The sequence below is a fragment of the Acidovorax sp. JHL-9 genome (genome assembly GCF_000426205.1).
Classification (GTDB): Bacteria; Pseudomonadota; Gammaproteobacteria; order Burkholderiales; family Burkholderiaceae_C; genus Acidovorax; species Acidovorax soli.
In genome coordinates this window covers 38715-64205 of the sequence record NZ_AUEX01000023.1, presented here as the reverse complement: position 1 = coordinate 64205, position 25491 = coordinate 38715, and the positions used below count along the sequence as shown (strand labels likewise).

At 61.4% G+C, this 25491-nt stretch carries 27 protein-coding genes and 4 pseudogenes; 15 read left to right on the top strand and 16 right to left on the bottom strand.

From position 1 onward, the window contains the following. The 5 genes and pseudogenes from K225_RS22255 to K225_RS22245 form a co-directional block, all read right to left on the bottom strand. On the bottom strand, positions 1–175 hold a 175-nt coding region (locus K225_RS22255), incomplete at its 3' end, for a helix-turn-helix domain-containing protein (protein WP_034712860.1). Between the two features lie 354 nt (positions 176–529). Then, the gene (locus K225_RS22250; protein WP_155885284.1) at positions 530–703 is read right to left on the bottom strand and encodes a hypothetical protein; all 174 of its coding nucleotides are present in this window, start codon (positions 701–703) and stop codon (positions 530–532) included. A 71-nt stretch (positions 704–774) separates the two neighbouring features. After that, on the bottom strand, positions 775–2124 hold the full coding sequence (gene gorA / locus K225_RS0114605) for a glutathione-disulfide reductase (protein ID WP_238323242.1): 1350 nt from the start codon (positions 2122–2124) through the stop codon (positions 775–777). Between the two features lie 18 nt (positions 2125–2142). Continuing rightward, positions 2143–3039, bottom strand: a complete 897-nt coding sequence (locus K225_RS0114600) for a DMT family transporter (protein WP_026437097.1) — start codon at positions 3037–3039, stop codon at positions 2143–2145. 101 nt (positions 3040–3140) lie between these two features. Then, a pseudogene (locus K225_RS22245) lies at positions 3141–3245 on the bottom strand (sugar dehydrogenase); the annotation flags it as partial. A 270-nt stretch (positions 3246–3515) separates the two neighbouring features. Between K225_RS22245 and K225_RS0114590 the strand changes: the two are divergent. Continuing rightward, positions 3516–3824 (top strand): annotated as a pseudogene (locus tag K225_RS0114590) (LysR family transcriptional regulator); the annotation flags it as partial. 275 nt (positions 3825–4099) lie between these two features. Here the strand turns inward: K225_RS0114590 and istA are convergent. Together istA and K225_RS20895 are read right to left on the bottom strand one after the other, a co-directional pair. Beyond that, positions 4100–4750: pseudogene (gene istA, locus K225_RS20900) on the bottom strand (IS21 family transposase); the annotation flags it as partial. A 27-nt stretch (positions 4751–4777) separates the two neighbouring features. Continuing rightward, on the bottom strand, positions 4778–5110 hold the full coding sequence (locus tag K225_RS20895; protein WP_238323241.1) for a hypothetical protein: 333 nt from the start codon (positions 5108–5110) through the stop codon (positions 4778–4780). A gap of 140 nt (positions 5111–5250) precedes the next feature. Between K225_RS20895 and K225_RS0114575 the strand changes: the two genes are divergently transcribed. Continuing rightward, positions 5251–5637: an AlpA family phage regulatory protein gene (locus K225_RS0114575; RefSeq protein ID WP_026437095.1), complete on the top strand. Its 387-nt coding sequence runs from the start codon at positions 5251–5253 to the stop codon at positions 5635–5637. 14 nt (positions 5638–5651) lie between these two features. Here the strand turns inward: K225_RS0114575 and K225_RS0114570 are convergent, their stop codons facing one another. From K225_RS0114570 to K225_RS0114545, 6 genes are all read right to left on the bottom strand, one after another. Continuing rightward, positions 5652–6176, bottom strand: a complete 525-nt coding sequence (locus K225_RS0114570) for an AlpA family transcriptional regulator (protein WP_026437094.1) — start codon at positions 6174–6176, stop codon at positions 5652–5654. 4 nt (positions 6177–6180) lie between these two features. Then, the gene (locus K225_RS0114565) at positions 6181–6456 is read right to left on the bottom strand and encodes a hypothetical protein (RefSeq protein WP_026437093.1); all 276 of its coding nucleotides are present in this window, start codon (positions 6454–6456) and stop codon (positions 6181–6183) included. Positions 6457–6516: 60 nt separating this feature from the next. Then, positions 6517–7773 (bottom strand): site-specific integrase, encoded by a 1257-nt coding sequence (locus tag K225_RS0114560; RefSeq protein ID WP_026437092.1) that lies wholly within the window; start codon positions 7771–7773, stop codon positions 6517–6519. A 400-nt stretch (positions 7774–8173) separates the two neighbouring features. Beyond that, positions 8174–8371: a hypothetical protein gene (locus K225_RS0114555; protein ID WP_011805724.1), complete on the bottom strand. Its 198-nt coding sequence runs from the start codon at positions 8369–8371 to the stop codon at positions 8174–8176. A 62-nt stretch (positions 8372–8433) separates the two neighbouring features. Then, on the bottom strand, positions 8434–8616 hold the full coding sequence (locus tag K225_RS0114550; RefSeq protein WP_026437091.1) for a hypothetical protein: 183 nt from the start codon (positions 8614–8616) through the stop codon (positions 8434–8436). An 80-nt stretch (positions 8617–8696) separates the two neighbouring features. Then, positions 8697–9131, bottom strand: a complete 435-nt coding sequence (locus K225_RS0114545) for a mercury resistance transcriptional regulator MerR (RefSeq protein ID WP_003131969.1) — start codon at positions 9129–9131, stop codon at positions 8697–8699. A 71-nt stretch (positions 9132–9202) separates the two neighbouring features. On the opposite strand from K225_RS0114545, the gene merT reads away from it, so the two are divergent. The 8 genes from merT to K225_RS0114505 all read left to right on the top strand — a co-directional run bounded on the left by merT (position 9203) and on the right by K225_RS0114505 (position 16855). Then, positions 9203–9553, top strand: a complete 351-nt coding sequence (merT, locus tag K225_RS0114540; RefSeq protein WP_003131974.1) for a mercuric ion transporter MerT — start codon at positions 9203–9205, stop codon at positions 9551–9553. Between the two features lie 12 nt (positions 9554–9565). After that, positions 9566–9841, top strand: coding sequence for a mercury resistance system periplasmic binding protein MerP (gene merP, locus K225_RS0114535; RefSeq protein WP_003131987.1), 276 nt, complete (start codon positions 9566–9568; stop codon positions 9839–9841). A gap of 71 nt (positions 9842–9912) precedes the next feature. Beyond that, complete coding sequence (gene merA / locus K225_RS0114530; protein ID WP_003158917.1) at positions 9913–11598, top strand: mercury(II) reductase; 1686 nt, start codon at positions 9913–9915, stop codon at positions 11596–11598. Positions 11599–11615: 17 nt separating this feature from the next. Further along, entirely contained in the window at positions 11616–11981 is a 366-nt protein-coding gene (gene merD / locus K225_RS0114525; RefSeq protein WP_000995360.1) for a mercury resistance co-regulator MerD, read from the top strand. After that, the gene (gene merE, locus K225_RS0114520; protein WP_003132004.1) at positions 11978–12214 is read left to right on the top strand and encodes a broad-spectrum mercury transporter MerE; all 237 of its coding nucleotides are present in this window, start codon (positions 11978–11980) and stop codon (positions 12212–12214) included. Before merD ends, merE begins: the two co-directional genes overlap by 4 nt. After that, the gene (locus K225_RS22605) at positions 12211–13200 is read left to right on the top strand and encodes a DUF3330 domain-containing protein (RefSeq protein WP_003132006.1); all 990 of its coding nucleotides are present in this window, start codon (positions 12211–12213) and stop codon (positions 13198–13200) included. The genes merE and K225_RS22605 overlap by 4 nt, the downstream gene beginning before the upstream one ends. Before the next feature lie 128 nt (positions 13201–13328). Continuing rightward, positions 13329–13886 (top strand): recombinase family protein, encoded by a 558-nt coding sequence (locus K225_RS0114510; RefSeq protein ID WP_012478189.1) that lies wholly within the window; start codon positions 13329–13331, stop codon positions 13884–13886. A 2-nt stretch (positions 13887–13888) separates the two neighbouring features. Further along, positions 13889–16855 (top strand): Tn3 family transposase, encoded by a 2967-nt coding sequence (locus K225_RS0114505; RefSeq protein ID WP_026437090.1) that lies wholly within the window; start codon positions 13889–13891, stop codon positions 16853–16855. 50 nt (positions 16856–16905) lie between these two features. Here K225_RS0114505 and K225_RS0114500 read toward each other — a convergent pair. Together K225_RS0114500 and urtA are read right to left on the bottom strand one after the other, a co-directional pair. Continuing rightward, positions 16906–17067, bottom strand: a pseudogene (locus tag K225_RS0114500) (urea ABC transporter permease subunit UrtB); the annotation flags it as partial. A 5-nt stretch (positions 17068–17072) separates the two neighbouring features. Further along, positions 17073–18260 carry an urea ABC transporter substrate-binding protein gene (gene urtA / locus K225_RS0114495; RefSeq protein ID WP_026437088.1) on the bottom strand — a complete coding sequence of 396 codons (1188 nt, stop codon included), beginning with the start codon at positions 18258–18260 and terminating at the stop codon, positions 17073–17075. A 429-nt stretch (positions 18261–18689) separates the two neighbouring features. Between urtA and K225_RS0114490 the strand changes: the two genes are divergently transcribed. The 5 genes from K225_RS0114490 to K225_RS0114470 are packed head-to-tail and all read left to right on the top strand — an operon-like array spanning position 18690 to position 24491. Further along, entirely contained in the window at positions 18690–19331 is a 642-nt protein-coding gene (locus tag K225_RS0114490; protein ID WP_026437087.1) for a TetR/AcrR family transcriptional regulator, read from the top strand. A 60-nt stretch (positions 19332–19391) separates the two neighbouring features. Continuing rightward, the gene (locus K225_RS20890; protein WP_034712831.1) at positions 19392–20606 is read left to right on the top strand and encodes a CaiB/BaiF CoA-transferase family protein; all 1215 of its coding nucleotides are present in this window, start codon (positions 19392–19394) and stop codon (positions 20604–20606) included. Between the two features lie 28 nt (positions 20607–20634). Continuing rightward, complete coding sequence (locus tag K225_RS0114480) at positions 20635–21549, top strand: enoyl-CoA hydratase (protein WP_081679699.1); 915 nt, start codon at positions 20635–20637, stop codon at positions 21547–21549. Positions 21550–21558: 9 nt separating this feature from the next. Next, on the top strand, positions 21559–22539 hold the full coding sequence (locus K225_RS0114475; protein WP_026437085.1) for an MDR family oxidoreductase: 981 nt from the start codon (positions 21559–21561) through the stop codon (positions 22537–22539). Between the two features lie 35 nt (positions 22540–22574). Continuing rightward, positions 22575–24491 carry a propionate--CoA ligase gene (locus K225_RS0114470; RefSeq protein ID WP_026437084.1) on the top strand — a complete coding sequence of 639 codons (1917 nt, stop codon included), beginning with the start codon at positions 22575–22577 and terminating at the stop codon, positions 24489–24491. 26 nt (positions 24492–24517) lie between these two features. Here K225_RS0114470 and K225_RS0114465 read toward each other — a convergent pair whose 3' ends face one another. After that, on the bottom strand, positions 24518–25438 hold the full coding sequence (locus tag K225_RS0114465; RefSeq protein ID WP_155885283.1) for a LysR family transcriptional regulator: 921 nt from the start codon (positions 25436–25438) through the stop codon (positions 24518–24520). Positions 25439–25491 lie beyond the last annotated feature (53 nt).

The window sequence follows — 25491 nt, the reverse complement described above, 5'->3', positions numbered from 1 at the left end:
GGTCGAGCTTGGAAGGGCTGACCCGCTTGGCGTAGTGCGGCTCGGCCTCGCCCGCGCGCAGGTACTTGCGGATGGTGTTGCGCGAGAGGCCCGTGCGGCGGGCGATCTCTCGGATGGACAGCTGCTCTCGCAGGGCCCAGCGCCTGATGACACTCAGTGTTGCCACGTCTATCACTCCTGGTCTCCTGCTGCTTAAGAAAGCAGCAGGTTAGGGTTAGTACGTGGATCAGATTTAGATGGAAATCCTGGGGGTTAGTGGGTCACTTCTGCGTGGAAATCAACACCCCGCATCATCTGGATGATGGATGAGCTTTCCTCGAACGCAAATGGAAACATCCTCCATTGCGCGATAGAGGCGCCTGCCGAACTCACGCAGGCGGCCGTGCCTTCTGCCATTCATGCGCAGTCGCAATAAATCCGTGCTTCGCGCCGGTTGAGGTTAATTGACCTTCCTCTCAATTTTCTTGTATCCGCGGTCGGCCTCCATGAGGACGCCGATTTGCCCTGCGAGGAGGATCATCGTGCAGGCTCAGAGAACCCACGGATCTTCCATCCAGGGATCGTGCAGCTTGAACGTGCCCTGAAACATCATCTGCCAGCCATAGGTAAAGTGCTGCATTTGATCTACGACGAAAGAGAATCCACCCACCGCAAGTGAAATATATCTAGCGAGGAACTGATTCATGTGGGGCAAGATGATCATGACAGCCCCAGCAGACCGACTCCAGTTCGCTGTACACGACAGAAGGGGAGGGATTGCCGGCTGACAGAAACCTAGCGCATGGTCACAAACTCTTCCGCAGCCGTGGGATGTATAGCAACTGTGTTGTCTAGATCTCGCTTGGTCGCGCCCATCTTCAATGCCACCGCGAACCCTTGGAGGATTTCGTCCATGCCAAAGCCAATGCCGTGGATGCCCACGATCCGCTCATCCGCTCCCACGCAGACGAGCTTCATGCGTGAAGGTTGACGGTGGCGGGTCACCGCCGAATACATCGCGGTGAACGCGGACTGATAGACCTTCACGGCGTCATCGCCGTACTTCAACCGGGCTTCGGGTTCGGTCAATCCCACGGTTCCGATGGGTGGGTGGCTGAACACCACCGTGGGGACGTTCTTGTAGTCCAGATGCTCGTCGGGCTTGTTGTTGAACAGGCGTTCGGACAGACGGCGCCCGGCTGCCACGGCCACGGGCGTCAGTTCCACCAGTCCTGTCACGTCGCCAACGGCATAGACACCAGGCACAGTGGTGTTCTGGTATTTGTCCACCTGCACATAGCCGTTGGTGTCGATCATGACGCCGGCAGCCTCCAAGTTCAGCCCCTCGATGTGCGGCTCGCGGCCCACGGCCCAGACGATGCAGTCGGTCGTATGGGTCTGGCCGTCTTCGAGTTCCAGCGTCAGGCTGCCGTCCGCGTGCTTGTGGACGGCCTTGGGAACCGCATGGGTGTGCAGCGTTGGCCCCTCCGCTTGCATCACTTCCACCAGGGTATCGGTGAGCAGCGGATCGAGATAGCGCATCGGCGCATGCTTGCGCACGAACAAGTGCGTTTGCGCGCCAAGGGCGTTCAGCACGCCTGCCAATTCGACGGCGATGTAGCCCCCGCCAACGACTGCCGCCCGCCGAGGCATCTCCGGCAGGGCAAAGAAGCCGTCCGAATCGATGCCATGCTGCGCGCCGGGAATATCCGGGCGCAAAGGGCGCCCACCCGTCGCGATGAGGATATGGTCGGCTGTCATCCGCTCGCCTCCGGCCTCGATAGTGTGGGCATCGACAAAGCGGCCAAAGCCGGCGATCACGTCCACCTTGTTCCGATTCAGGCCGGTCTCATACGACCCATGGATGCGCTCGATGTAGGCGCTGCGGTTTTTCACCAGCGTGGCCCAGTCGAAGCGGCTTACCGTCGTGTCGAACCCATAGTCCGGGCCATAGTGGTGGATGGCTTCCGCGACATGCGCCGCATACCACATGACTTTCTTGGGAACGCAGCCCACGTTGACGCACGTGCCCCCAATCTCGCCCGCCTCGATCAAGGCGCATTTCTTCCCGTACATGGCGGCCCTGTTGACCGACGCAATGCCGCCGCTGCCGCCGCCAATGGCGATGTAGTCGTAGTGTTTCATCAAAAGTCCTTCAAGTTTCTATGCCTGTGCCGCCGTGCGCGTCGCGCGCGTCGTCAGCGCAACCCCAAGCAGAACCAGGATGGCAGCCACGGCGCTTTTGGCCGACAGCGTTTCACCCAGCACTAGAACGCCGAGCACGGCGCTCAGTACGGGCACTGAAAGTTGCACCGTTCCAGCGGTGATCGCCGCCATGCGCACGCGCACCCAGTACCAGACGACATACCCGAGTGCGGAAGTCACCCCTCCCGACAATGCTGCATAGAGCATCCCGGTCGGGTCGTAGTGAAGCTCATGCCGCCAAAGCCACAATAGCGTCAGCGCCAGTGGCGCCGCCAGAAGAAAGCTGTTCGCTGTACCCAGAACCGGCGAACCATCCGTGCGGCTCACCAGCGAGAAACCGCCCCAGGCAAGGCCGGCCACTACCATGAGAGTGGCGTCGCCCAGCGGCGGAGCGGCATCCGAGGGGGAGAGAAAGACGATCAGGCCAGCCAGGGCCAGCGCCACGCCCCACAGGTTGGTTTTTTCGCCGCGGGCGTAGCCAAAGCCGATCATCAGCAACTGCGCCGAAGCAAACAGCACCAGCGCCCCCGCGCCCGTGTCCATGCCGCGGTAGGCGAAGGAGAACGCGGCCGCATAGACGAACAGCAACGTGGCCGACAGCAACCCATGTGAGGACACGCCCGGACGCTGCCGCTTCATTCCGATGATGATTGCCAACGTCAGCGCACCCGCCATCAGCCTGCCAGCCGCGAAGGTGGCCGGGTCGATGGGCGTGGTCCGCAAGGCCATCCGCGTGAACAGTGAGTTCGCCGCGAACGCCAGCATCGTGATGACTGTGACCGCAGCCAGCCACCATGTGCCCTGTTGTGCGCTCGTGTTCCTGGCAAAGCCGGACTCGTTCTTCTTTGTCTCCATGCTCCCCTCTAGCCAACGTCACTGCGGCAAGAAGCCAATCACACTTTCAAAACGTGCAACCGTCAATGCCGCAGCTCAATCCGTCATTCGCATTCATAGGTTACCACGCTGCCGCCGCCAGCCATCACCATGCGTGCTGACTCCATGCCAATGCCACTGGTACCGCCGATTGCTAGCAGCTTCCTGCCTTTGAATTGACCGCTCATATGAAAGCCTCTCTAGTGCCTGCTCAGCGCAGGACTTGATTGAATGAAAACCGGAGCTGTCAATCCAGCCTTCCTCGGCCAGCGCACCGCTCCTCGCAAAAAACATCAAACCACGTCACCGAAACATCCCCAGAAAAACTATTGGTAAGAGACGTCGGCTAGCAGGCACTCACCAAGCGAAGGCCCCTGCATAGCTTGTATTGTTCTGGGGTTCCTATTTGGTGGCAAACGAGATAAAGTGTTCAATTGATAAAGAAAATATTTATCTAAATGAAGTTACCTGTTCATCTGAATGCCCTGCGCGCGTTTGAGGCCAGCGCCCGTCACCAGAGCTTTGCGGCAGCGGCCACCGAACTGAACGTGACGCCAGCCGCCGTCGGACAGCTCGTGCGGACACTGGAGGATTGGCTGGAGACTCCTTTGTTCGTGCGAGGCACCAAGGGGAGAACACGGCTAGTTCTCACTGACACGGCGGAGCGCGCGTTACCCGATATTCGGGCTGGCTTCGACAGATTGGCGGCGGGGATGGAGCGTTTGCTCGAGGGTTCAGCTAGCGGGGTACTCACCGTAGCGGTTAGCATTTCGTGATTGGCTGCTGAACGAGGCGGCTTTACAGAGCAGGCCGTTCAGGTAGAAGCGCGGCTGACGGACTTCTCCTCGACGCCCAGTCTGCCGGTCGCTATTTCTGGATACAGAGTGCTGCGACGCTCTGACCCTAAACTTGCTGCGTAGCGCTTGCGCGAGCCGAGCAGCTCGTCGCCACTGATCTAGCCCCTGAGAAAACGCTGCTTCTTGCTGGCCTGCTGTTCGACGTTAAAGAGTATGCGAAGTCTTCGCTGCTGTATGAGAAGGTAGTACGTCCCGGTCAGCTCAGTGTATTGCACGCTCGGCTGCTCCACGCGTACATCCGGACGGGCAGCGGTGCGCATGTTGTCGTAGATGCCGCGCCTGGGCACACCACCCAGGACCACGAACGCATGGTTGTGGGCATCGAACAGCATCTCGTGCGTCTGCAGCGGATAGGCGCGCAGGTAGAACGCTCGGCTGTGACTGAGCTTGAAGTGGGCTACCTGCAGCTTGGTGCGCACGCCGGCGAGAACAGCCCAGTCCTCGCTCCAGTCGAATTGGAACGCCTCGCCGGGGCCGAAGGCCAACGGCACAAAGGTGCCGCGGCCGGTGGTCTGCTGGGCCACCAGGCGTTGTTCTTGCCAGAGGCGGGCAAAGGCCGCGACCCGGTTGTACGAGCCGGTATAGCCCAGCGCCTGCAGATCGGCATACATCTGCTTGACGGTACGCCGTTGCTTGCGGGATCGGCCAGCTTCCGTCTTGAGCCAGCCGGCGAGCTTCAAGGCAAAGGGGTCGAGCTTGGAAGGGCTGACCCGCTTGGCGTAGTGCGGCTCGGCCTCGCCTGCGCGCAGGTACTTACGGATGGTGTTGCGCGAGAGGCCCGTGCGGCGGGCGATCTCCCTGATGGACAGCTGCTCTCGCAGGGCCCAGCGCCTGATTGGTACTCCTCTCGAGCAGGATGAGTGTCACACTGGTGTCGCCTCATGTCTATCCTGTTCAGATCGACAGCCTACATTGCGCATCACCCCGCTTGTAGCCTTGACCGCCTTGCCCATGTCGGCCTTGGCTTTCGCCAACGTCAACGTGCCCCGGTTCGCGCACTGGATGATGGTCTTGCGTGAGGGCTGATCATCGAATGGCTCGATACCCGAGATGTCCCGCCCTTGGTCGCCTCCCGATTGACCGTGCCAGATCAGGTCACGCCAGCCAGCGCGCACTTGATACGCAAAGACCAAGCGCTCAAACTGGATGCCGCTGTAGTCCTCCAAATGAATCGGAGAAACCGTTACCGTCGCCATGCTCTCCCCCCTCTTCCCTCGGCTATTTGTCTTCAGTACGCCTCACTACGCTCCTGAGAGTTTCCGCGATAGCCCATGAAAGACACGATATCGTCACGCGGCGGCAATCCATGCATCGCCGAACAATCACGGAGTTCGACATGGAGAATAACCCGTTAGGAAAAATCGACCTGGACACGGACCTGGCGATGCGCCCGCAACCGGCATCCCTCCCCTTGCCAGGCTCGAACGCCTACGGGGATCTTCCGCAGTTCCCCAAACACAGCGCTCTGCCATTTCGGCGCACCATCCGCCGCCACGAGCTGCGTCAGATCGTCCCCCTGGCCGAAACGACGATCTACGAAATGGAGCGCCGCGGCGAGTTTCCGCGGCGCTTCAATCTGACGCCACGCTGCGTGGTGTGGGACCTGGCCGAGGTGGAGGCCTGGATCGAGAAGCGCAAGCAAGCCCCTCGCGTCATCGCCGGCAAGCCGGATGTCCACCTACGAAAAACCCGCCCTGTTCGGGCGGGTTCCAATCAAAGATGAGGCTGGCGGCAGCCTCATCCAACGAGAGCTTCCAACCCCTTGGCAGCCGAACCCGATAGCCGCTGCCCTTCCTTGGCAACATTGACCTGGAGAGCCGCGCGCGCCACCTCCAGAACGTCCAAAGCCAGCGAGTAGCTGCCCTTGGCCTGCAACCAAGCCAGCACATCCGCCAAGTGCCAGATCGACGCACTGCCCTCATGCACAGGCGCAGGGAAGCTGCACGGATGGGCCAGCATCAGCTTGCGCATGTTCTGCCGCGACACGCCCACGATGTCGGCCACATCGGTCAGCCCGACCAAATCCGGCGCGACCTCGATCAGCCTGGCTGACGGTATGGCGCACCGCACGTCGGCCAGCGCGCTGCGCACCGCCGCGTCCGCCCTGTCCGCCTCGCGGGTGAACTCCAGCGCGAGCCGCCCCGGCTGCCCGGTGCCGACGAGGGCATCGTCGCAGCCGGCCTCGCCCAAGCGCTCGACCAGCGCATCCGCGTCACGGTCATCATCGGCAAGCTGATATTTCAGGGTGAAGGTGTATTCCATCGCGCTATTCCTCGGCACCGTCGGCCGCCTCCTGCTGCTTGCGGTGCGTCGTGCAGTTGTCCACGACGCGCCGCAAAGCGCGTGCGTGGTTCCCTGGGTTCTTCGGCGTGCTCCACACACTGGTGATGCAAAACTCGCCGCAGCGGCACTCGGCGTCGTTGTACGGACAGTAAATCCGCCCCCAGGCGTGGCTGCCGCCGACTTCCACACGCCAACCCTGCCCTTCGGCATGCCTAAGTGCTTCCTCGATCTCTTTCTTCGGATGAGAGGAACGGGCCATCAACAGTCTCCAGTATGGGGATGATTGGCCAGGTTGTCAAGTGACAACCTGGCCGCCGCTTCAGGCCATTGCAGTCAACACCGGCACGACGACGTTGTCTGGCATCAGCTTCGGCAAGTAGGTCTGCCCGTCGATCCAGGCATCGACCATGCTGGCCCACTCCTGCAGCATGTGGCGCCGCTGGTCGGCGTACTCGGCCTTGTTGTAGATCGAGCGCGAGGAACGCCCCTCCTCGTGCGCAAGGCACTTCTCGATCCAGTCGCGGTTGAACCCGATCTCGTTGAGCAGCGTCGAGCCCGTGCGGCGCAGATCGTGGACGGTGAACGGCTCCAGCGGCAGGCCTGCAGCCTTGGCCCGCTGCGCCACGATCTGCGTGACCCGGTTGAGGGTCGCGTGGGACATGCAACGGTCGGAGTCGTAGCGCGACGGCAGCACGAACTTCGATCCGGCCGCGCAGGTGTGCAGCGCCACCAGAATGTCGAGCGCCTGGCGCGACAGGTAGACCACATGCGGATTACGCCCCTTCATCCGCTGCTTCGGAATGGTCCAGGTCGCGTTCTCGAAATCGACCTCGTCCCAGGTGGCCTCGATCAACTCGCTCTTGCGCACCAGCGTCAACAGGATCATGCGTAGCGCCAGACGGATGGTCGGATACGTGGCTACCGACTCCATCTGCCGCGACATCAGGCGGATCTCCAGCGGCGACAAGGCACGGTCCTTCGGTACGAAGGTCGCAATCGAGGCTGCGCCTACATCGGCCGCCGGGTTTTCCACCTTCTCCCCATGCAGGATGGCAAAGGCATAGACCTGCTTCACGATGTCGCGGACGTGCACCGCAGTGGCTGGTGCCCCGCGCCCCTTCACCTTGCCGCACAAGGCGCGCAAGTCGTCGGCGGTGATTTCGTTGAGCAGGCGGTTCTGGAAGGCCGGCAGGATGTCCCGATCGACGATGCTCTTGCGCATCGCTCGCGTGCTGTCGGCCATCCTGGCGCCGGCCAGCCATTGGGCGGTCATGTCGCCAAAGTTCTTGGCGGCGGTCAGGCGGCGCTTCTCGCGCTGCTTCTCATACGCCGGTGACTTGCCCTGGGCGACGGCCTTCTTGGCATCCAGCAGCTTTTCGCGGGCCATCGCCAGCGAAATGCCGGACGGCCCGTAGCGGCCAATGGTCAGGGTCTCGCGGCGGCCGTTGAGACGGTAATCGAAGCGGAAGGTGACGGTACCGGTGGGCGATACCGTCACGTACATTCCATCCCGGTCAGAAGCCTTATAAGTCAAGGACTTAGGCTTCAAATTGCGCAGTGCGGTGTCGGTAAGCATCGAGGTTTTTCCTCCTGTTTATGACGGCTTTTACCGTCAGGGGTCAGGAGACCTGCTGATGCCCGGAAAGCCGCATGAAACAAGCTTTCCAGAGGAGTGTTTTACCGTCAAAGACCGATTTGGCCTCGATAGTCAACAAGGAGGTCTTAATCCGGCCTCCGGTTTCTACCGTCACCTCTACCGTCAATCCGTTTCGCTGCCCGGCGATAGCCGCCGATAGCTGCCGTGACGTATTTCCTTTGAAATCAACACGTTACGTCGGATTCTCGATAGGTGGCGATAGTCCCCGAAGGACCTGATTTCACTCCCACTCGATTATCTATAAGCATAAAAACTCTTTTAATATCAACGACTTAATAATGGCAAGCCAATTGATGCCATGAAAAATACCATCCTTAGATCAAGAGGATGAACACTGCCTGCGCTGGTGCCGGGCAATGGCCTCTTCCAGAGTCTCCCCGGGCTGCCATCCGTACAGGTCGCGGATGCTCTTCGTTCTGGCATGGCCGGGGGGCTTGAACTCGTAGCCGGCAGCGGCCATCTCGGCGGCTATGTCCTCGGTGATGAAGAACGGTTCATTTTCTTCGTGCAGTTTCATGCTGACACCCTAGCGACGATCTAAAAACCAGAAGCCTATCCACCTCCGACCCAGCCGATCAGTCAAGATCTTCCGGCCGGCTCCAGCACACTGGGACGCGCCACAATAGCCTTGAACAGATTGCCGGCCCGATCATCGATGAGTTCGATCTGCGGCCATGCCCGCAGTGAGCGCAGCAGGCCGCTACCCAATCCGCGATAAGGGAGGAGCTTGGCGGCAAAGGACGCCAGGATGGGGTTGCGCATATTTGAGTTGCCGGCCTTGATGTTCTCGATCGTTAGGTTGTTAGGTAGGGGTCGTCTCAGAAAACGGAAAATAAAGCACGCTAAGGCATAGCCGAACCTGCCAAGCTTGCTCCACCCTGTAGTGACGCGATCAGCGGGCAGGAAACGTTCCCCCTTCGCGCATGGCAGGCGCACACCAACTCAGACAGCACGGCCTCCATGCGCGCCAGGTCAGCCATTTTCTCGCGCACGTCCTTGAGCTTGTGCTCGGCCAGACTGCTGGCTTCCTCGCAATGGGTGCCATCCTCCAGCCGCAGCAGCTCGGCGATCTCATCCAGGCTGAAGCCCAGCCGCTGGGCTGATTTCACGAAGCGCACCCGCGTTACATCCGCCTCGCCATAGCGGCGGATGCTGCCATAGGGCTTGTCAGGCTCCAGCAACAAGCCCTTGCGCTGATAGAAACGGATGGTCTCCACATTGACCCCGGCCGCCTTGGCGAAAACGCCAATGGTCAGGTTCTCCAAATTGTTTTCCATATCGCTTGACTCCGTACATGAGTACGGAAGTAAGGTTACGCTATCCAATTTCAATTCGAAAGGACAAGCGCATGTCTGAACCAAAAACCGGGCGCGGCGCGCTCTTCACTGGAGGGCTTGCCGCCATCCTCGCCTCGGCTTGCTGCCTCGGGCCGTTGGTTCTGATCGCCTTGGGGTTCAGCGGCGCTTGGATCGGCAACTTGGCGGTGTTGGAACCCTATCGCCCCATCTTTATCGGCGTGGCGCTGGTGGCGTTGTTCTTCGCCTGGCGGCGCATCTACCGGCAGGCAGCGGCCTGCAAACCGGGTGAGGTCTGCGCGATTCCCCAAGTGCGAGCTACTTACAAGCTCATTTTCTGGATCGTGGCCGCGCTGGTTCTGGTCGCGCTCGGATTTCCCTACGTCATGCCATTTTTCTACTGATCGGAGTTCACCATGAAGAAACTGTTTGCCTCCCTCGCCCTCGCCGCCGTTGTTGCCCCCGTCTGGGCCGCCACCCAGACCGTCACGCTGTCCGTACCGGGCATGACCTGCTCCGCCTGCCCGATCACTGTCAAGAAGGCGATTTCCAAGGTCGAAGGCGTCAGCAAAGTTGACGTGACTTTCGAGACACGCCAAGCGGTCGTCACCTTCGACGATGCCAAGACCAGCGTGCAGAAGCTGACCAAGGCAACCGCAGACGCGGGCTATCCGTCCAGCGTCAAGCAGTGAGTCACTGAAAACGGCACCGCAGCACAACGGACGTCATTGTCTGGCGCCACAAACGATAAAGGATCTGTTGCATGACCCATCTAAAAATCACCGGCATGACTTGCGACTCGTGCGCGGCGCACGTCAAGGAAGCGCTGGAAAAAGTGCCAGGCGTGCAGTCGGCGCTGGTGTCCTATCCGAAGGGCACAGCGCAACTCGCCATCGTGCCGGGCACATCGCCGGACGCGCTGACTGCCGCCGTGGCCGGACTGGGCTACAAGGCAACGCTAGCCGATGCGCCACTGGCGGACAACCGCGTCGGACTGCTCGACAAGGTGCGGGGATGGATGGCCGCCGCCGAAAAGCACAGTGGCAACGAGCCCCCGGTGCAGGTAGCGGTCATTGGCAGCGGTGGAGCCGCGATGGCGGCGGCGCTGAAAGCCGTCGAGCAAGGCGCGCAGGTCACGCTGATCGAGCGCGGCACCATCGGCGGCACCTGCGTCAATGTCGGCTGTGTGCCGTCCAAGATCATGATCCGCGCCGCCCACATCGCCCATCTGCGCCGGGAAAGCCCGTTCGATGGCGGTATTGCGGCAACTGTGCCTACGATTGACCGCAGTAAGCTGCTGGCCCAGCAGCAGGCCCGCGTCGACGAACTGCGGCACGCCAAGTACGAAGGCATCCTGGGCGGTAATCCGGCCATCACCGTTGTGCACGGTGAGGCGCGCTTCAAGGACGACCAGAGCCTTACCGTCCGTTTGAACGAGGGTGGCGAGCGCGTCGTGATGTTCGACCGCTGCCTGGTCGCCACGGGTGCCAGCCCGGCGGTCCCGCCGATTCCGGGCTTGAAAGAGTCACCCTACTGGACTTCCACCGAGGCCCTGGCGAGCGACACCATTCCCGAACGCCTTGCCGTAATCGGCTCGTCGGTGGTGGCGCTGGAGCTGGCGCAAGCCTTTGCCCGGCTGGGCAGCAAGGTCACGGTCCTGGCGCGCAATACCTTGTTCTTCCGTGAAGACCCGGCCATCGGCGAGGCGGTGACAGCCGCTTTCCGTGCCGAGGGCATCGAGGTGCTGGAGCACACGCAAGCCAGCCAGGTCGCCCATATGGACGGTGAATTCGTGCTGACCACCACGCACGGTGAATTGCGCGCCGACAAACTGCTGGTTGCCACCGGTCGGACACCGAACACGCGCAGCCTCGCGCTGGACGCAGCGGGGGTCACTGTCAATGCGCAAGGTGCCATCGCCATCGACCAAGGCATGCGCACGAGCAACCCGAACATCTACGCGGCCGGCGACTGCACCGACCAGCCGCAGTTCGTCTATGTGGCGGCAGCGGCCGGCACCCGTGCCGCGATCAACATGACCGGCGGCGATGCGGCGCTCGACCTGACCGCAATGCCGGCCGTGGTGTTCACCGATCCGCAAGTGGCGACCGTGGGCTACAGCGAGGCGGAAGCCCACCACGACGGGATCGAGACCGACAGCCGCACCTTGACCTTGGACAACGTGCCGCGTGCGCTCGCCAACTTCGACACACGCGGCTTCATCAAGTTGGTTATCGAGGAAGGCAGCCATCGGCTGATCGGCGTACAGGCGGTCGCGCCGGAAGCGGGTGAACTGATCCAGACGGCGGCTCTGGCCATTCGCAACCGCATGACGGTGCAGGAACTGGCCGACCAGTTGTTCCCCTACCTGACGATGGTCGAGGGGTTGAAGCTCGCGGCGCAGACCTTCAACAAGGATGTGAAGCAGCTTTCCTGCTGCGCCGGGTGAGAAAAAGGAGGTGTTCAATGAACGCCTACACGGTGTCCCGGCTGGCTCTTGATGCCGGGGTGAGCGTGCATATCGTGCGCGACTACCTGCTGCGCGGATTGCTGCGCCCGGTGGCGTGCACACCAGGCGGCTACGGCTTGTTCGATGACGCCGCCTTGCAACGGCTGTGCTTCGTGCGGGCGGCCTTCGAGGCGGGCATCGGCCTCGACGCGCTGGCGCGGCTGTGCCGGGCGCTGGATGCGGCGGACGGCGACGAAGCGGCCGCGCAGCTTGCCCTGCTGCGTCAGTTCGTCGAGCGTCGGCGCGAAGCGTTGGCCGATCTGGAAGTGCAGTTGGCCACCCTGCCGACCGAGCCGGCACAGCACGCGGAGAGTCTGCCATGAACAACCCCGAGCGCTTGCCGTCCGAGACGCACAAACCGATCACCGGCTACCTGTGGGGCGGACTGGCTGTGCTGACTTGCCCCTGCCACCTGCCCATCCTCGCTGTCGTGCTGGCCGGCACAACCGCCGGTGCTTTCCTCGGCGAGCATTGGGTCATCGCGGCGCTCGGTTTGACCGGCCTGTTCCTTCTGTCCCTGTCGCGGGCGTTGCGGGCATTCAGGGAAAGAGAATGAGCGCTTTCCGGCCGGATGGATGGACGACGCCGGAACTGGCCCAAGCGGTCGAGCGCGGGCAGCTTGAACTGCACTACCAGCCCGTCGTCGATCTGCGCAGTGGTGGGATTGTCGGCGCGGAAGCCCTGTTGCGCTGGCGTCATCCGACGCTTGGACTATTGCCACCGGGCCAGTTCCTGCCCGTGGTCGAATCGTCCGGCCTGATGCCTGAAATCGGCGCTTGGGTGCTGGGCGAAGCCTGCCGCCAGATGCGTGACTGGCGAATGCTGGCATGGCGACCGTTCCGGCTGGCCGTCAATGTTTCGGCGAGCCAAGTGGGACCGGACTTCGACGGGTGGGTAAAGGGCGTGCTGGCTGATGCCGAGTTGCCCGCCGAGTATCTCGAAATCGAGCTGACCGAATCGGTCGCGTTTGGTGATCCGGCGATCTTCCCCGCCCTGGACGCCTTGCGGCAGATCGGTGTGCGCTTCGCCGCCGATGACTTCGGGACGGGGTATTCCTGTCTGCAACATCTGAAGTGCTGCCCAATCAGCACGCTCAAGATCGACCAATCGTTTGTCGCCGGGCTCGCCAACGACCGCCGCGACCAAACCATCGTGCACACCGTGATTCAGCTTGCGCACGGGCTGGGCATGGATGTGGTGGCTGAAGGCGTGGAAACATCGGCGAGTCTTGATCTATTGCGACAAGCGGACTGCGACACAGGACAAGGCTTCCTGTTCGCGAAGCCAATGCCGGCGGCGGCATTCGCCGTCTTCGTCAGTCAATGGAGGGGTGCCACCATGAATGCAAGTGACTCGACCACCACCAGTTGCTGCGTGTGCTGCAAGGAAATCCCGCTCGATGCCGCCTTCACCCCGGAAGGCGCGGAATACGTCGAGCACTTCTGCGGGTTGGAGTGTTATCAACGCTTCGAAGCGCGTGCCAAGACAGGGAACGAAACCGATGCCGATCCGAACGCCTGCGACTCGCTACCGTCAGATTGAGGCATACCCTAACGCAACGTCAGGGAAGAGACTGTAATCACGTCAGAATAGAGTCCAATATGAAATTTATTGACACAATCAGTCAAGAGTAATAGATTTCACTCTGACACATTACCCTTGGAGACACTTTGTACGGTCAACGCATCGGCTACGTTCGCGTCAGCAGCTTCGACCAGAACCCGGAACGGCAATTGGAAGGGGTTCAGGTGGCGCGGGTGTTCACCGACAAGGCATCCGGCAAGGACACCCAGCGTCCCGAGCTGGAAAGGCTGCTCGCCTTCGTGCGCGAAAGCGACACCGTGGTGGTGCACAGCATGGATCGCCTGGCACGCAACCTGGATGACTTGCGCCGCATCGTGCAGGGCCTGACCAAGCGCGGGGTACGCATCGAATTCGTCAAGGAAAGCCTGGCCTTCACTGGCGAGGATTCGCCGATGGCGAATTTGATGCTGTCGGTGATGGGCGCGTTTGCCGAGTTCGAGCGGGCCTTGATCCGCGAGCGGCAGCGCGAAGGAATCGCGCTGGCCCGGCAGCGGGGTGCGTACCGGGGCCGCAAAAAGTCACTGAACGATGAGCAGATTGCCGAACTGAAACGGCGCGTCGCGGCGGGCGAGCAAAAGGCCCTGATCGCCCGCGACTTCGGCATTAGCCGTGAAACCTTGTACCAGTACCTGCGCGAGTCCTGAGCATGCCGCGTCGTTCCATTCTGTCCGCCACCGAGCGACAAAGCCTGCTGGCATTGCCCGATGTCAAAGACGATCTGATCCGATACTACACGTTCAGCGACACCGACCTGTCGGTGATTCGTCAGCGGCGCGGGCCTGCGAATCGGCTGGGCTTCGCCATTCAGCTTTGCTACCTGCGATTCCCCGGCGTCATCCTGGGCGTTGATGAGCCGCCGTTTCCGCCCTTGCTGCGCATCGTGGCGTCGCAACTCAAAGTGCCGGTCGAAAGCTGGGACGACTACGCGCAGCGGGAGCAGACCCGGCGCGAGCACCTGGTCGAACTGCAAACGGTGTTCGGCTTCCAGCCGTTCACCGTGAGTCACTACCGGCAGGCTGTCCACACGCTGACTGAGCTGGCTATGCAAACCGACAAGGGCATCGTCCTGGCCAACGCCTTGATTGAGCATCTACGGCGGCAGTCGATCATCCTGCCCGCGCTCAACGCCATCGAGCGCGCCAGTGCCGAGGCCATCACCCGCGCCAATCGGCGCATCTACGAAGCCCTGTCCGAGCCGTTGTCGAGCGGGCACCGGCATCGCCTGGATGAACTGTTGAAGCGCCGCGACAACGGCAAGACCACCTGGCTGGCATGGCTGCGGCAATCACCGGCCAAGCCGAATTCCCGCTACATGCTGGAACACATCGAACGTCTCAAAGCCTGGCAGGCGCTCAACCTGCCTACCGGCATCGAGCGGCTGGTTCATCAAAACCGGCTGCTCAAGATCGCCCGCGAGGGTGGCCAGATGACGCCCGCCGACTTGGCCAAGTTCGAGCCACAGCGACGTTACGCCACCCTCATGGCGCTGGCCATCGAGGGCATGGCTACTGTTACCGACGAAATCATCGACCTGCACGACCGCATCCTGGGCAAGCTGTTCAACGCCGCCAAGAATAAGCATCAGCAGCAGTTCCAGGCGTCCGGCAAGGCCATCAATGCCAAGGTGCGTTTGTACGGGCGCATCGGCCAGGCGCTGATCGACGCCAAGCAGGCGGGCCGCGATCCGTTCGCCGCCATCGAGGCCGTCATTTCCTGGGACGCTTTCGCCGAGAGCGTCACCGAGGCGCAGAAGCTCGCCCAGCCCGATGATTTCGACTTCCTGCACCGCATCGGCGAGAGTTACGCCACATTGCGCCGCTACGCGCCGGAATTCCTCGACGTGCTCAAGCTGCGAGCAGCGCCCGCCGCCAAGGACGTGCTCGACGCCATCGAGGTGCTGCGCGGCATGAACATCGACAACACCCGCAAGGTGCCCGCTGATGCACCGACCAACTTCATCAAGCCGCGCTGGCAGAAGCTGGTGATGACCGACGCCGGCATCGACCGACGCTATTACGAGTTGTGCGCACTGTCGGAACTTAAGAACGCGTTGCGCTCGGGCGACATCTGGGTACAGGGTTCACGTCAGTTCAAGGACTTCGAGGACTACCTGGTGCCACCCGAGAAGTTCGCCAGCCTCAAGCAGTCCAGCGAATTGCCGCTGGCCGTGGCCACCGATTGCGACCAGTACCTGAGCGAGCGCTTGGAGTTGCTGGAAGCGCAACTTGCCACGGTCAATCGCATGGCGGCGGCCAACGAGCTGCCGGACGCCATCATCACCGAATCGGGCTTGAAGATCACGCCGCTGGATGCTGCGGTGCCCGACACCGCGCAGGCATTGATCGACCAGACGGCCATGATTCTGCCGCACGTCAAGATTACCGAGCTGCTGATGGAGGTCGATGAGTGGACGGGCTTCACCCGCCACTTCACGCACCTGAAATCCGGCGACCTCGCCAAAGACAAAAATCTGCTGCTGACTACGATCCTGGCCGACGCGATCAACCTGGGCCTGACCAAAATGGCCGAATCTTGCCCCGGTACGACTTACGCCAAGCTCGCCTGGCTGCAAGCCTGGCATACCCGCGATGAAACCTATTCGATGGCGCTGGCCGAACTGGTCAACGCCCAGTTTCGGCATCCCTTTGCCGGGCACTGGGGCGATGGCACCACATCATCGTCGGACGGACAGAATTTCCGAACCAGCAGCAAGGCAGAAAGCACCGGGCACATCAATCCGAAATATGGCAGCAGCCCAGGCAGGACGTTCTACACCCACATCTCTGACCAGTACGCGCCGTTCCACAACAAGGTGGTCAATGTCGGCGTGCGCGATTCCACCTACGTGCTTGACGGCCTGCTGTACCACGAGTCCGACCTGCGCATCGAGGAACATTACACGGACACGGCGGGCTTCACCGATCACGTCTTTGCCTTGATGCACCTGCTGGGCTTCCGCTTCGCACCGCGCATCCGAGACCTGGGCGACACCAAGCTCTACACCCCGAAAGGCGAAGCCGCCTATGACGCGCTGAAACCGATGATCGGCGGCACTCTCAACATCAAGCACGTCCGCGCCCATTGGGACGAAATTCTGCGCCTGGCCACCTCGATCAAGCAAGGCACGGTGACGGCCTCGCTGATGCTTAGGAAACTCGGCAGCTATCCGCGCCAAAACGGCCTGGCTGTCGCCCTGCGTGAGCTGGGGCGCATCGAGCGGACGTTGTTCATCCTGGGCTGGTTGCAAAGCGTTGAGCTGCGCCGCCGCGTCCATGCCGGGCTGAATAAAGGCGAAGCACGCAATGCACTGGCCCGCGCCGTGTTCTTCAACCGGCTGGGCGAAATCCGCGACAGCAGCTTTGAGCAGCAGCGCTACCGGGCCAGCGGCCTCAATCTGGTGACGGCGGCTGTCGTGCTGTGGAACACGGTCTACCTGGAGCGCGCAGCGCATGCGTTGCGTAGCAACGGCCATGCCGTCGATGAAACGCTATTGCAGTACCTGTCGCCGTTGGGCTGGGAACACATCAATCTGACCGGCGATTACCTCTGGCGCAGCAGCGCCAAGATCGGCGCGGGCAAGTTCAGGCCGTTGCGACCTCTGCAATCGGCTTAACGTGCTTTATTCTCCGTTTTCTGAGACGACCCCGAGAAGGCTCCCGCAGTCAGGTAGGTGACGTAGGCGCCAAGCGCCATCAACTCGCCATGCGCCATGTTGATCACGCCCATCAGGCCAAACACGATGGCCAGTCCGATGGACATCAGCAGCAGGATGGTGAACAGGCTTACGCCGTTGAACACCTGCATCACAACAATTTCGGTACTCATCGCAGTTACAGCTTGGGGAAGGGATTGGGTTCGATCGGGTTCGGGGATTCCCAAACGATGTCGAACTGGCCATCTGGCATCGCACGGCCGACGCGCACCTTCTTCCAGACGTGCTGGTTGGTGGCGTGCACGCGCACCAGGCCTTCCGGCGCGTCGAGCTCGATGTTGGCGGCCGCGTCGCGAACCTTCTCGGGGTCGAAGCTCTTCGCCACGGTGGCGGCGCGCGCCCAGAGATGCACGCTGTTGTAGGCCACTTGCATCGGGTCGCCGATGACTCGGCCGGCGCCGTACTTGGCCTTGAACGCCTTGACGAAGCGCTCGTTCTTGGGGTTCTTCAGGCTTTGGAAGTAGCCCATGCACGCGTAGTAGCCGGCGGCGTTCTCCTTGCCGATGCCTTCGATCTCGTTTTCCGAGACCACCGTGGACAGGAGGGTCTGCTTGGTGCCGTCGAGGCCGGCAGCGCGCAGTTGCTTGTAGAAGGCCACGTTGGAGCCGCCCACAACCGTGCTGTAGATGCAATCAGGCTTGGCCGCCTTGATCTTGTTGATGATGGAGGAAAACTCGGTGTGACCGAGAGGTGCGTACTCCTCACCGACCAGCTTGCCACCCACGCGTGCAATCGTGGGCTTTGCAATCTTGTTGCACGTGCGCGGGTAGATGTAGTCAGAGCCAACCAGGAAGAAGCTCTTGCCTTTTTCGCGGGCAAGCCACTCCACGGCTGCCACCACCGACTGGGTCGCCTCCTGGGATGTGTAGATGACGTGTTTGTCCTGCTCCAGGCCCTCGTAGTACGTGGGATAGAACAGCAGGCCCTTGGCGCGGTTGAGCGCGGGCAGAACCGCCTTGCGCGAGGCGGACGTGTAGCAGCCGACGATGGCGGCCACCTTGTCGCGCTCGAGCAGCTTGCGAGCTTTTTCCGCAAACACGGAGTTGTCGCTGGCGCAGTCCTCCACGATCAGCTCGATCTGGCGACCGAGGACACCGCCTGCGGCGTTGATTTCTTCCACGGCCATCTTCTCGGCATCCACGAGGGATGCCTCAGCGATGGCAACGTTGCCTGACAGCGAATGCAGCAGGCCGAGCTTGACGGTCTCCTGCGCGAAGGCGGGGCGGGTAAGCAGCGTGCCCGAGGCACCTAGCGCGATCATGGCGCCGCCCGACTGAACGAGCTTGCGGCGTGAGATGTTGTTCATCCGAGTCTCCTGGTAAGTAAGTGGGTTGACCAAGACGCCGTTCTCATTCCCCTCTGCCGCCTGCCCGCTTTGACCCTTGTTTCCGTTGCCGGAGACGGGGTCGCTGAGAGAAGTGCAAACAAAAAGGCCCGAGCCGGGGGGAACCGGATCGGGCCTTTTTGCCTTGCATCTCGCCGGCAGTGCTGGCAGCGGATGCTGAGAGAGTGAGCGACGAGAACTTCGCCTGCGAAAGAAATTTATCAGCCGCTCAAGTTTTCGGCATCAGGGTTTTCCATGAATTTATGTAGACGGTCGGTCTATTTATGGTGCGTTTTTTGCACATCTGACTCTCCAGGACCGGATCAACGCTCCATGAGAGGGCAAACTTCTTCGACAAGCCCCGCGCTGGTGCACTTGATTTTTAAAGTCAACCGGTCTAATAATTCGCTTATGGTCTACGCAGAATCCACGCCAACCCCGCGCAAGCGGGGTCGCCCTCCGAAGATTGACGGTGAATACCGTCAGACGCGCGAGGCTATCTGTCATGCAGGTCTCGCTGCCTTGACGGAGAAGGGGTTCTCGGCGACTGGACTCGACGAAATTCTTCGGGCAGTGGGCGTTCCTAAAGGGTCCTTCTATCACTTCTTCAGCAGCAAAGAGGCCTTCGGCGCCGAGCTGATCTCTCAGTACGCAGCCTACTTTGCGCACAAGTTGGACAAGTTCTTCCTCGACGAGAAGATGACGCCACTTGCACGAGTCGAGGCGTTCTGCGTTGATGCCGAACGAGGCATGCGGCGGTACGGATTCCGGCGAGGCTGCCTGGTTGGCAACCTGGGGCAGGAGATGGGCGGGCTTCCCGAGGCGTACCGCGCACAGCTGGTCGAGGTGCTGGAAGACTGGCAGCGGCGACTGGCGTTGTGTCTTGAAGCAGCCAAGCAAGCGAAGGAGATTCCTGCCGAGGCGGACTGCGCCTCCTCGGCCGCCTTCTTCTGGATCGGTTGGGAAGGGGCCGTGTTGCGAGCCAAGCTGGAACGCAAGGCGACACCGTTGAAGGTCTTTGCTGAATCGTTCCTGGTGGGCGTGCGGCGCTAGCGCGCCGCTTTTTTTTGCCAATTTATAGACGATCGGTCTAATTTTAAGGAGACAAGAGAAATGCAAGTTGCAAATCAACCCGCTCCGGTGCTGCCTCTCAAGGGCATCACCGTGCTGGACTTCTCGCGCGTGCTCGCGGGCCCGTACTGCACCATGGTGCTCGCGGACCTGGGTGCACGCGTCATCAAGATTGAGAAGCTCGGTACCGGAGATGACACCCGAGCGTTCGGTCCATTCGTGGATGGCGAGTCGGCCTATTTCATGTGCTTCAACCGCGGCAAGGAAAGCGTTGCGCTCGACCTCAAGAGTCCTCGTGACCGAGACCTGCTCGAGCGCATGCTCGACGAAGCGGATGTGCTGGTGGAGAACTTCCGTCACGGCGTCATGGATCGGCTTGGCTACGGTCCGGAGCGTCTGGCGCGCACACACCCGCACATCGTTTACGCGTCAATCTCGGGCTTTGGACATACCGGCCCCTTCAGCGACCTGCCGGGCTACGACATGGTGGTGCAGGCCATGGGCGGTGTGATGAGCCTCACCGGCTGGCCCGATGCTCCGCCCGCTCGCGTGGGAACCAGCTTCGGCGACCTCAGCGCTGCCCTGTTTGCGGCGATTGGCATTGTGTCGTCCTTGTATCGCCGAACACGCGACGCGCAGGGAACTCGCGTCGATATCGGCATGCTGGATTGCCAGGCGGCAATGATGGAGACGGCGCTGGCACGGTACGACGTCGAAGGAAAGGTCCCGACCCGCACGGGTGACTGCCACCCCTCGCTGGCACCCTTCGAGACCTTCGCAGCATCCGATGGCCGCTTTGTCATTGCCGCAGGCAATGACACGTTGTTCCTGTTGATGGCAGATGCCCTGGGCCATCCTGAGGTGGCGCTGGATGAGCGCTTCTTGAGCAATGACCTGCGTTGTACGAACCGTCCTGCCATGGTCAAGGCCATAGAGGCAATCACGACACAAGCCCCTATCGAGCACTGGATTGACCGTCTGAATGCTGCGGGCGTCCCTTGCGCCCCTATCAACACGATCGACCGCCTGTTTGACCATCCGCAGCTGCGCGCGCGCGACATGATCATTCAGGTCGGCACCGAGGGCGCCCGCCCAGTGCGTACCGCTGGCAACCCCATCAAGCTCGGTGACTACACCCTGGCAACCCCGCGTGAGCCAGTGATGGCCCCCACGCTGGACCAACACCGCGAACGCATCCTGGCCGAACTGATGGCTTCGACCGGTGACTACGCGCCGGCCCCTGCAAGCGCTTCCTGACCAACCCCCAACCAACGAAGGAGACGAAATGAACACCAACACCCTGACCCGCTCCGCCCGGGCACGTGAGGCCACCCCCCAGGCTGAAGCCAATGGCGTCACTGCAGCCGACGCACCGGCGCCGCCCATCCCGGCTGCGGCGCCTGGTGCGACCGCACCTGCCACAGGTGGTGGCTACGAGACCATCCTTGTTGAACGTCGCGACCGTGTCGGTCTTGTGACGCTCAATCGCCCGCGCAGCTTGAACGCTTTGAACACGACTCTGGCCCGTGAGGTCGTGTCTGCATTGAAGGCCTTCGATGCCGATGACAACGTGGGCGCCATCGTGATTGCTGGAAGCCCCCGTGCATTCGCCGCAGGTGCAGACATTGCTGAAATGGCTGAACGAAGCTTCGTCGAACTTCAGAAAGACGATGTGTTCGCTGCCTGGCAGGACCTGCCGCAGATCAAAAAACCCATCATCGCCGCTGTCGCTGGCTACGCGCTGGGCGGTGGCTGCGAACTGGCCATGATGTGCGACTTCATCATTGCATCGGAAGACGCACACTTTGGCCAGCCTGAGATCAAGCTGGGCATTCTCCCCGGCATCGGTGGGTCCCAGCGGCTGACCCGCGCTGTTGGCAAGTCGCTCGCCATGGACCTCATCCTGACCGGGCGACCGATTAGCGCAAATGAAGCCCGGGCCGCAGGATTGGTGGCACGTGTGGTCCCCACCGCCGTCCTTTTGCAGACGGCTCTTGAGGCCGCGCACACCATCGCTGGGCACAACGCACCGGCTGTCCGCCTGGCCAAAGAAGCCGTGAATCGCGCCCATGAGGTCTCTCTGGCCGAAGGCATCTTGCACGAGCGTCGTCTGTTCCAAGCCGCATTCGCCACGGAAGGCCAGAAGGAAGGCATGAATGCGTTCCTGGCCAAGCGCGCCCCAGTTTTTCGTCATCGCTAAAGAAATCCCATGTTCAATGCACTCGTCCTGGAGAAGGAACCAACGTTCCAGGCAACACTGAAAAGCGTCGAAGACGACTTCCTGCCTGAAGGAGACGTCACCGTCGACATCGAATACTCCACGCTGAACTACAAAGACGGCCTGGCCATCACGAACCGGGCGCCGGTGGTGCGTACCTGGCCCATGGTTCCCGGCATTGACGGCAGCGGAGTTGTGCGCGAAAGCGGGCATCCCCTGTGGAAGAAAGGCGACCGCGTGATTCTGAACGGCTGGGGTGTTGGTGAGACCCATCGCGGCTGCTTTGCTGAACGCGGTCGTTTCAGCGGAGACTGGCTGATTCGTCTGCCCGAAGCATTCCAAGCGCGAGATGCCATGGCTATCGGTACTGCGGGCTACACCGCAATGCTTTGCGTGATGGCAGTCCAGGACCACGGCGTTCGTCCTGGAGACGGTGAGGTGCTGGTGACCGGGGCGACCGGTGGCGTGGGCTCCATCGCGGTCCTGCTGCTGGCCCAGCTCGGCTACCGTGTCGTCGCCGTCACCGGGAAGGCAAGCGAGGCTGCGTACCTGTCGGGCTTGGGAGCCAGTGCGGTACTTGAGCGGGCAGAGTTTTCGCAGCAGGGACGCCCTTTGCAGAAGGAGCGTTGGAGCGCTGTGGTGGACTGCGTCGGCAGCCACACCCTCGCAAACGTCTGCGCTCAGACTCGCTATGGCGGCGTGGTCGCAGCATGCGGCCTTGCCCAAGGGGGTGATTTCCCTTCCAGCGTGATGCCTTTCATCTTGCGCAGTGTCACGCTGAGAGGTGTCGACAGTGTCATGGCTCCGCGCGCTCTGCGCGAACGTGCCTGGGACCGGCTCGCCAAGGAGTTGGCTCCTTCCAGCCTGGCTACGGTGGTGAGTGAAGTTTCGCTGTCAGGTGCCGTCGAAGCTGCCCACCGACTTATGCAAGGTGAAGTGCGCGGCCGTGTCGTCGTGCGCGTGGCTGAGTAAGCGAGAACGCCAACGAGCCAAAGATCGAGAAAAAAATGGACTCCACTGAGTGTCACGCTCTTTCCATTGCAGAGCCTGAGCAGTTCTGGGCTGACCAAGCCAGTCGAATCGAATGGCGTACCCCGCCGTCCAAAACATTGGACACCACGCAACATCCATCCACGAGATGGTTTTGCGGTGGTACCACCAACCTCTGCCACAACGCGGTGGACCGTCACGCCCGAGACCGACCTGATCAGGCTGCAATGATCTTCGTCTCCATCGAGACGGGTGTGGAGCGGACTTACACGTACCGCGAGCTGCACCGAGAGGTCGTGTCGATGGCCGCTGGTCTGCAGGCTCTTGGCGTTGCTCAGGGAGACCGTGTCCTCCTGTACATGCCGATGATCCCCGAGGCAGTGTTCGCAATGCTGGCTTGTGCAAGGCTGGGAGCCATTCACTCGGTCGTCTTCGGGGGATTTGCCAGTGGCTCTTTGGCCAGTCGCATCGAAGATGCACAGCCCAAGGTCATCGTCAGTGCTGACGCAGGCATGCGTGGTGGCAAACGAATCGCATACAAGCCACTGCTTGATGAAGCGCTTCGATTGAGCTCGCACCAACCCGCAGCGGTGCTGCTGGCGGATAGGGGCTTGGCGCCCATGGAGCGCAAGCCCGGGCGCGATGTGCGTATGCAAGATTGGCTCTCGCAGTACGCCAACAAGGACGTTCCGTGCGCATGGCTTGAATCTAACGAACCGAGCTACACCCTTTATACGAGTGGCACCACTGGTCGGCCGAAGGGCGTTCAGCGTGACGTCGGCGGGTACGCGGTGGCGCTTGCCGCAAGCATGGACCTTATCTTCGGTGCGCGAGCAGGCGAGACCATGTTCTGCACGAGCGATGTGGGCTGGGTGGTGGGGCATAGCTACATCGTCTACGGTCCATTGCTTGCCGGTATGACCACCATCCTCTACGAAGGGCTTCCTACTCAAGGGCTGAACGGCCAAGCGGATGGAGGCATTTGGTGGCGGCTGGTGGAGAAGTACCGGGCGAACGTGATGTTCAGTGCACCCACTGCCATTCGGGTGCTCAAGCGCCAGGATCCTTCCTTGCTGCGTCAGCATGACCTTTCCAGCCTTCGCGCGCTCTTCCTGGCGGGTGAGCCGCTTGACGAGCCAACTTCCCGTTGGATCGGCGATGGGCTTGGTGTGCCAATTGTGGACAACTACTGGCAGACTGAAACCGGGTGGCCGATGATTGCGATGCCCCAGGGTCTCAAGTCACCCAGCGGAAAATTGGGCAGTCCCGGTCAACCGGTGTACGGCTGGAACGTCAAACTGGTCGATGAGCAAAGCGGAGAGGAGATTCTTGAGCCGAATCGCAAGGGCGTCCTTGTCGTGGAGACGCCAATGCCACCTGGCTTCATGCAGACCCTCTGGCGAGACGAGAATCGCTTTCGCACCACTTACTGGGCGGGGGCGCCTGGGAAGCAACGCTACTCAACGTTCGACTGGGCGGTGCGCGACGAGGATGGCTTCATCTTCATCCTTGGTCGAACCGACGACGTCATCAACGTTGCCGGACACCGCCTTGGGACTCGAGAAATCGAAGAGTGCATTGGCGGTCACCCCGCCGTCGCTGAAGTTGCCGTGGTTGGCGTTGCTGACTCCCTGAAAGGCCAAGTCGCTGTCGCATTTGTGGTTCCCAGGCCAACAGGTCAGGACGCGACGTCCGTATCTTCTTCCATTGAAGATGAGTTGGCTGCTCGTGTGGTGAAAGACCTTGGCGCGGTGGCTCGCCCAGCTCGTGTCCTTCTGGTGCCGGCGTTACCCAAGACGCGCAGCGGCAAACTCATGCGAAGAACCATCCAGGCGGTGTGCGAGCAACGTGATCCCGGCGATCTCTCCACCATGGAGGACCAAGGGGCGCTAGCTCACGTCCGAACCGCACTGACTGCTGAAGCCACCCATTGACGGTTCGGCATTGAAGGTTCGGAACACTAGCGGCGCCACGCTCTTCTTATGGCCGCAATTGCCGCGTCGACGGCCGGAGACTGACTGGACCTTTCGACGGTAATGAAGCAGAGTTCAGTATCAAGTGCGACGGCATCTGCAACGGCCAGACCATCCGTTTGGCTCGCGTGGATTGCCATCGCATCTCGAGCAAGCGTCAGACCAACGCCGGAACGGACCAACGCGAGCATCGACGCTTCTTGGTCAACCATCGCGACGCCACGTTGTTGAAGGCCCAGCGGCTCCAGTGTCGCCTTCAAGAGCCGTGAATGAGCGGACTCTGCGGGCGTCAATACCCAGGGCAAGTCCACGAGCTCGGGCCAATCACGGCCACGCACGCGGTCTTCCCATCCTGCAGGTGCCACAACTCGATAGCTGAATCGAGTGAGGACACGGCTGGACACCCGTAGCCTGGTCTTGGTCTGCAACGCCTGAGCATCAGCAGCTGCATCACCTATGTAGTAGCCCACGTCGATGTCGCCGGCGAGCAATCGCGCAAGGGTCGTCCCGCTCATCCCGTGAAGAAGCTCGGGGCGGATGTCTGGGGAGTGCTGAACAAGTTCTTGAAGGAATGCACCCAGACGCGTGAACTCCGCGTCGAGGATAGTTCCGATGCGCAAGGGACCTTGCACGCGAGATCCGATGCGTTGCGCTGCGGCGGTGAAATCCTGCAAGCCATCCAGAGCACGCTCAGCGTAGGCGAGAAGAACCTGACCGTCGCGTGTGAGATTCACGCCAGTCCTGGTGCGCGTGAATAGCTCAAGCTGCACCTGCGTTTGAAGTTCCTTGATCTGCAAGCTGACAGCTGGCTGGGTGAGAAACAGCTTGGCCGCCGCACGCGAGACGTTGCCTTCACGAGCAACCGTCACGAAGGTATGGAGGAGGCGTGTATCGGGAGGCCGCTGCATCATCAGTGAAATTTATATCACGAGCATTGGAACTCATTGGACGTAGTTCGTGC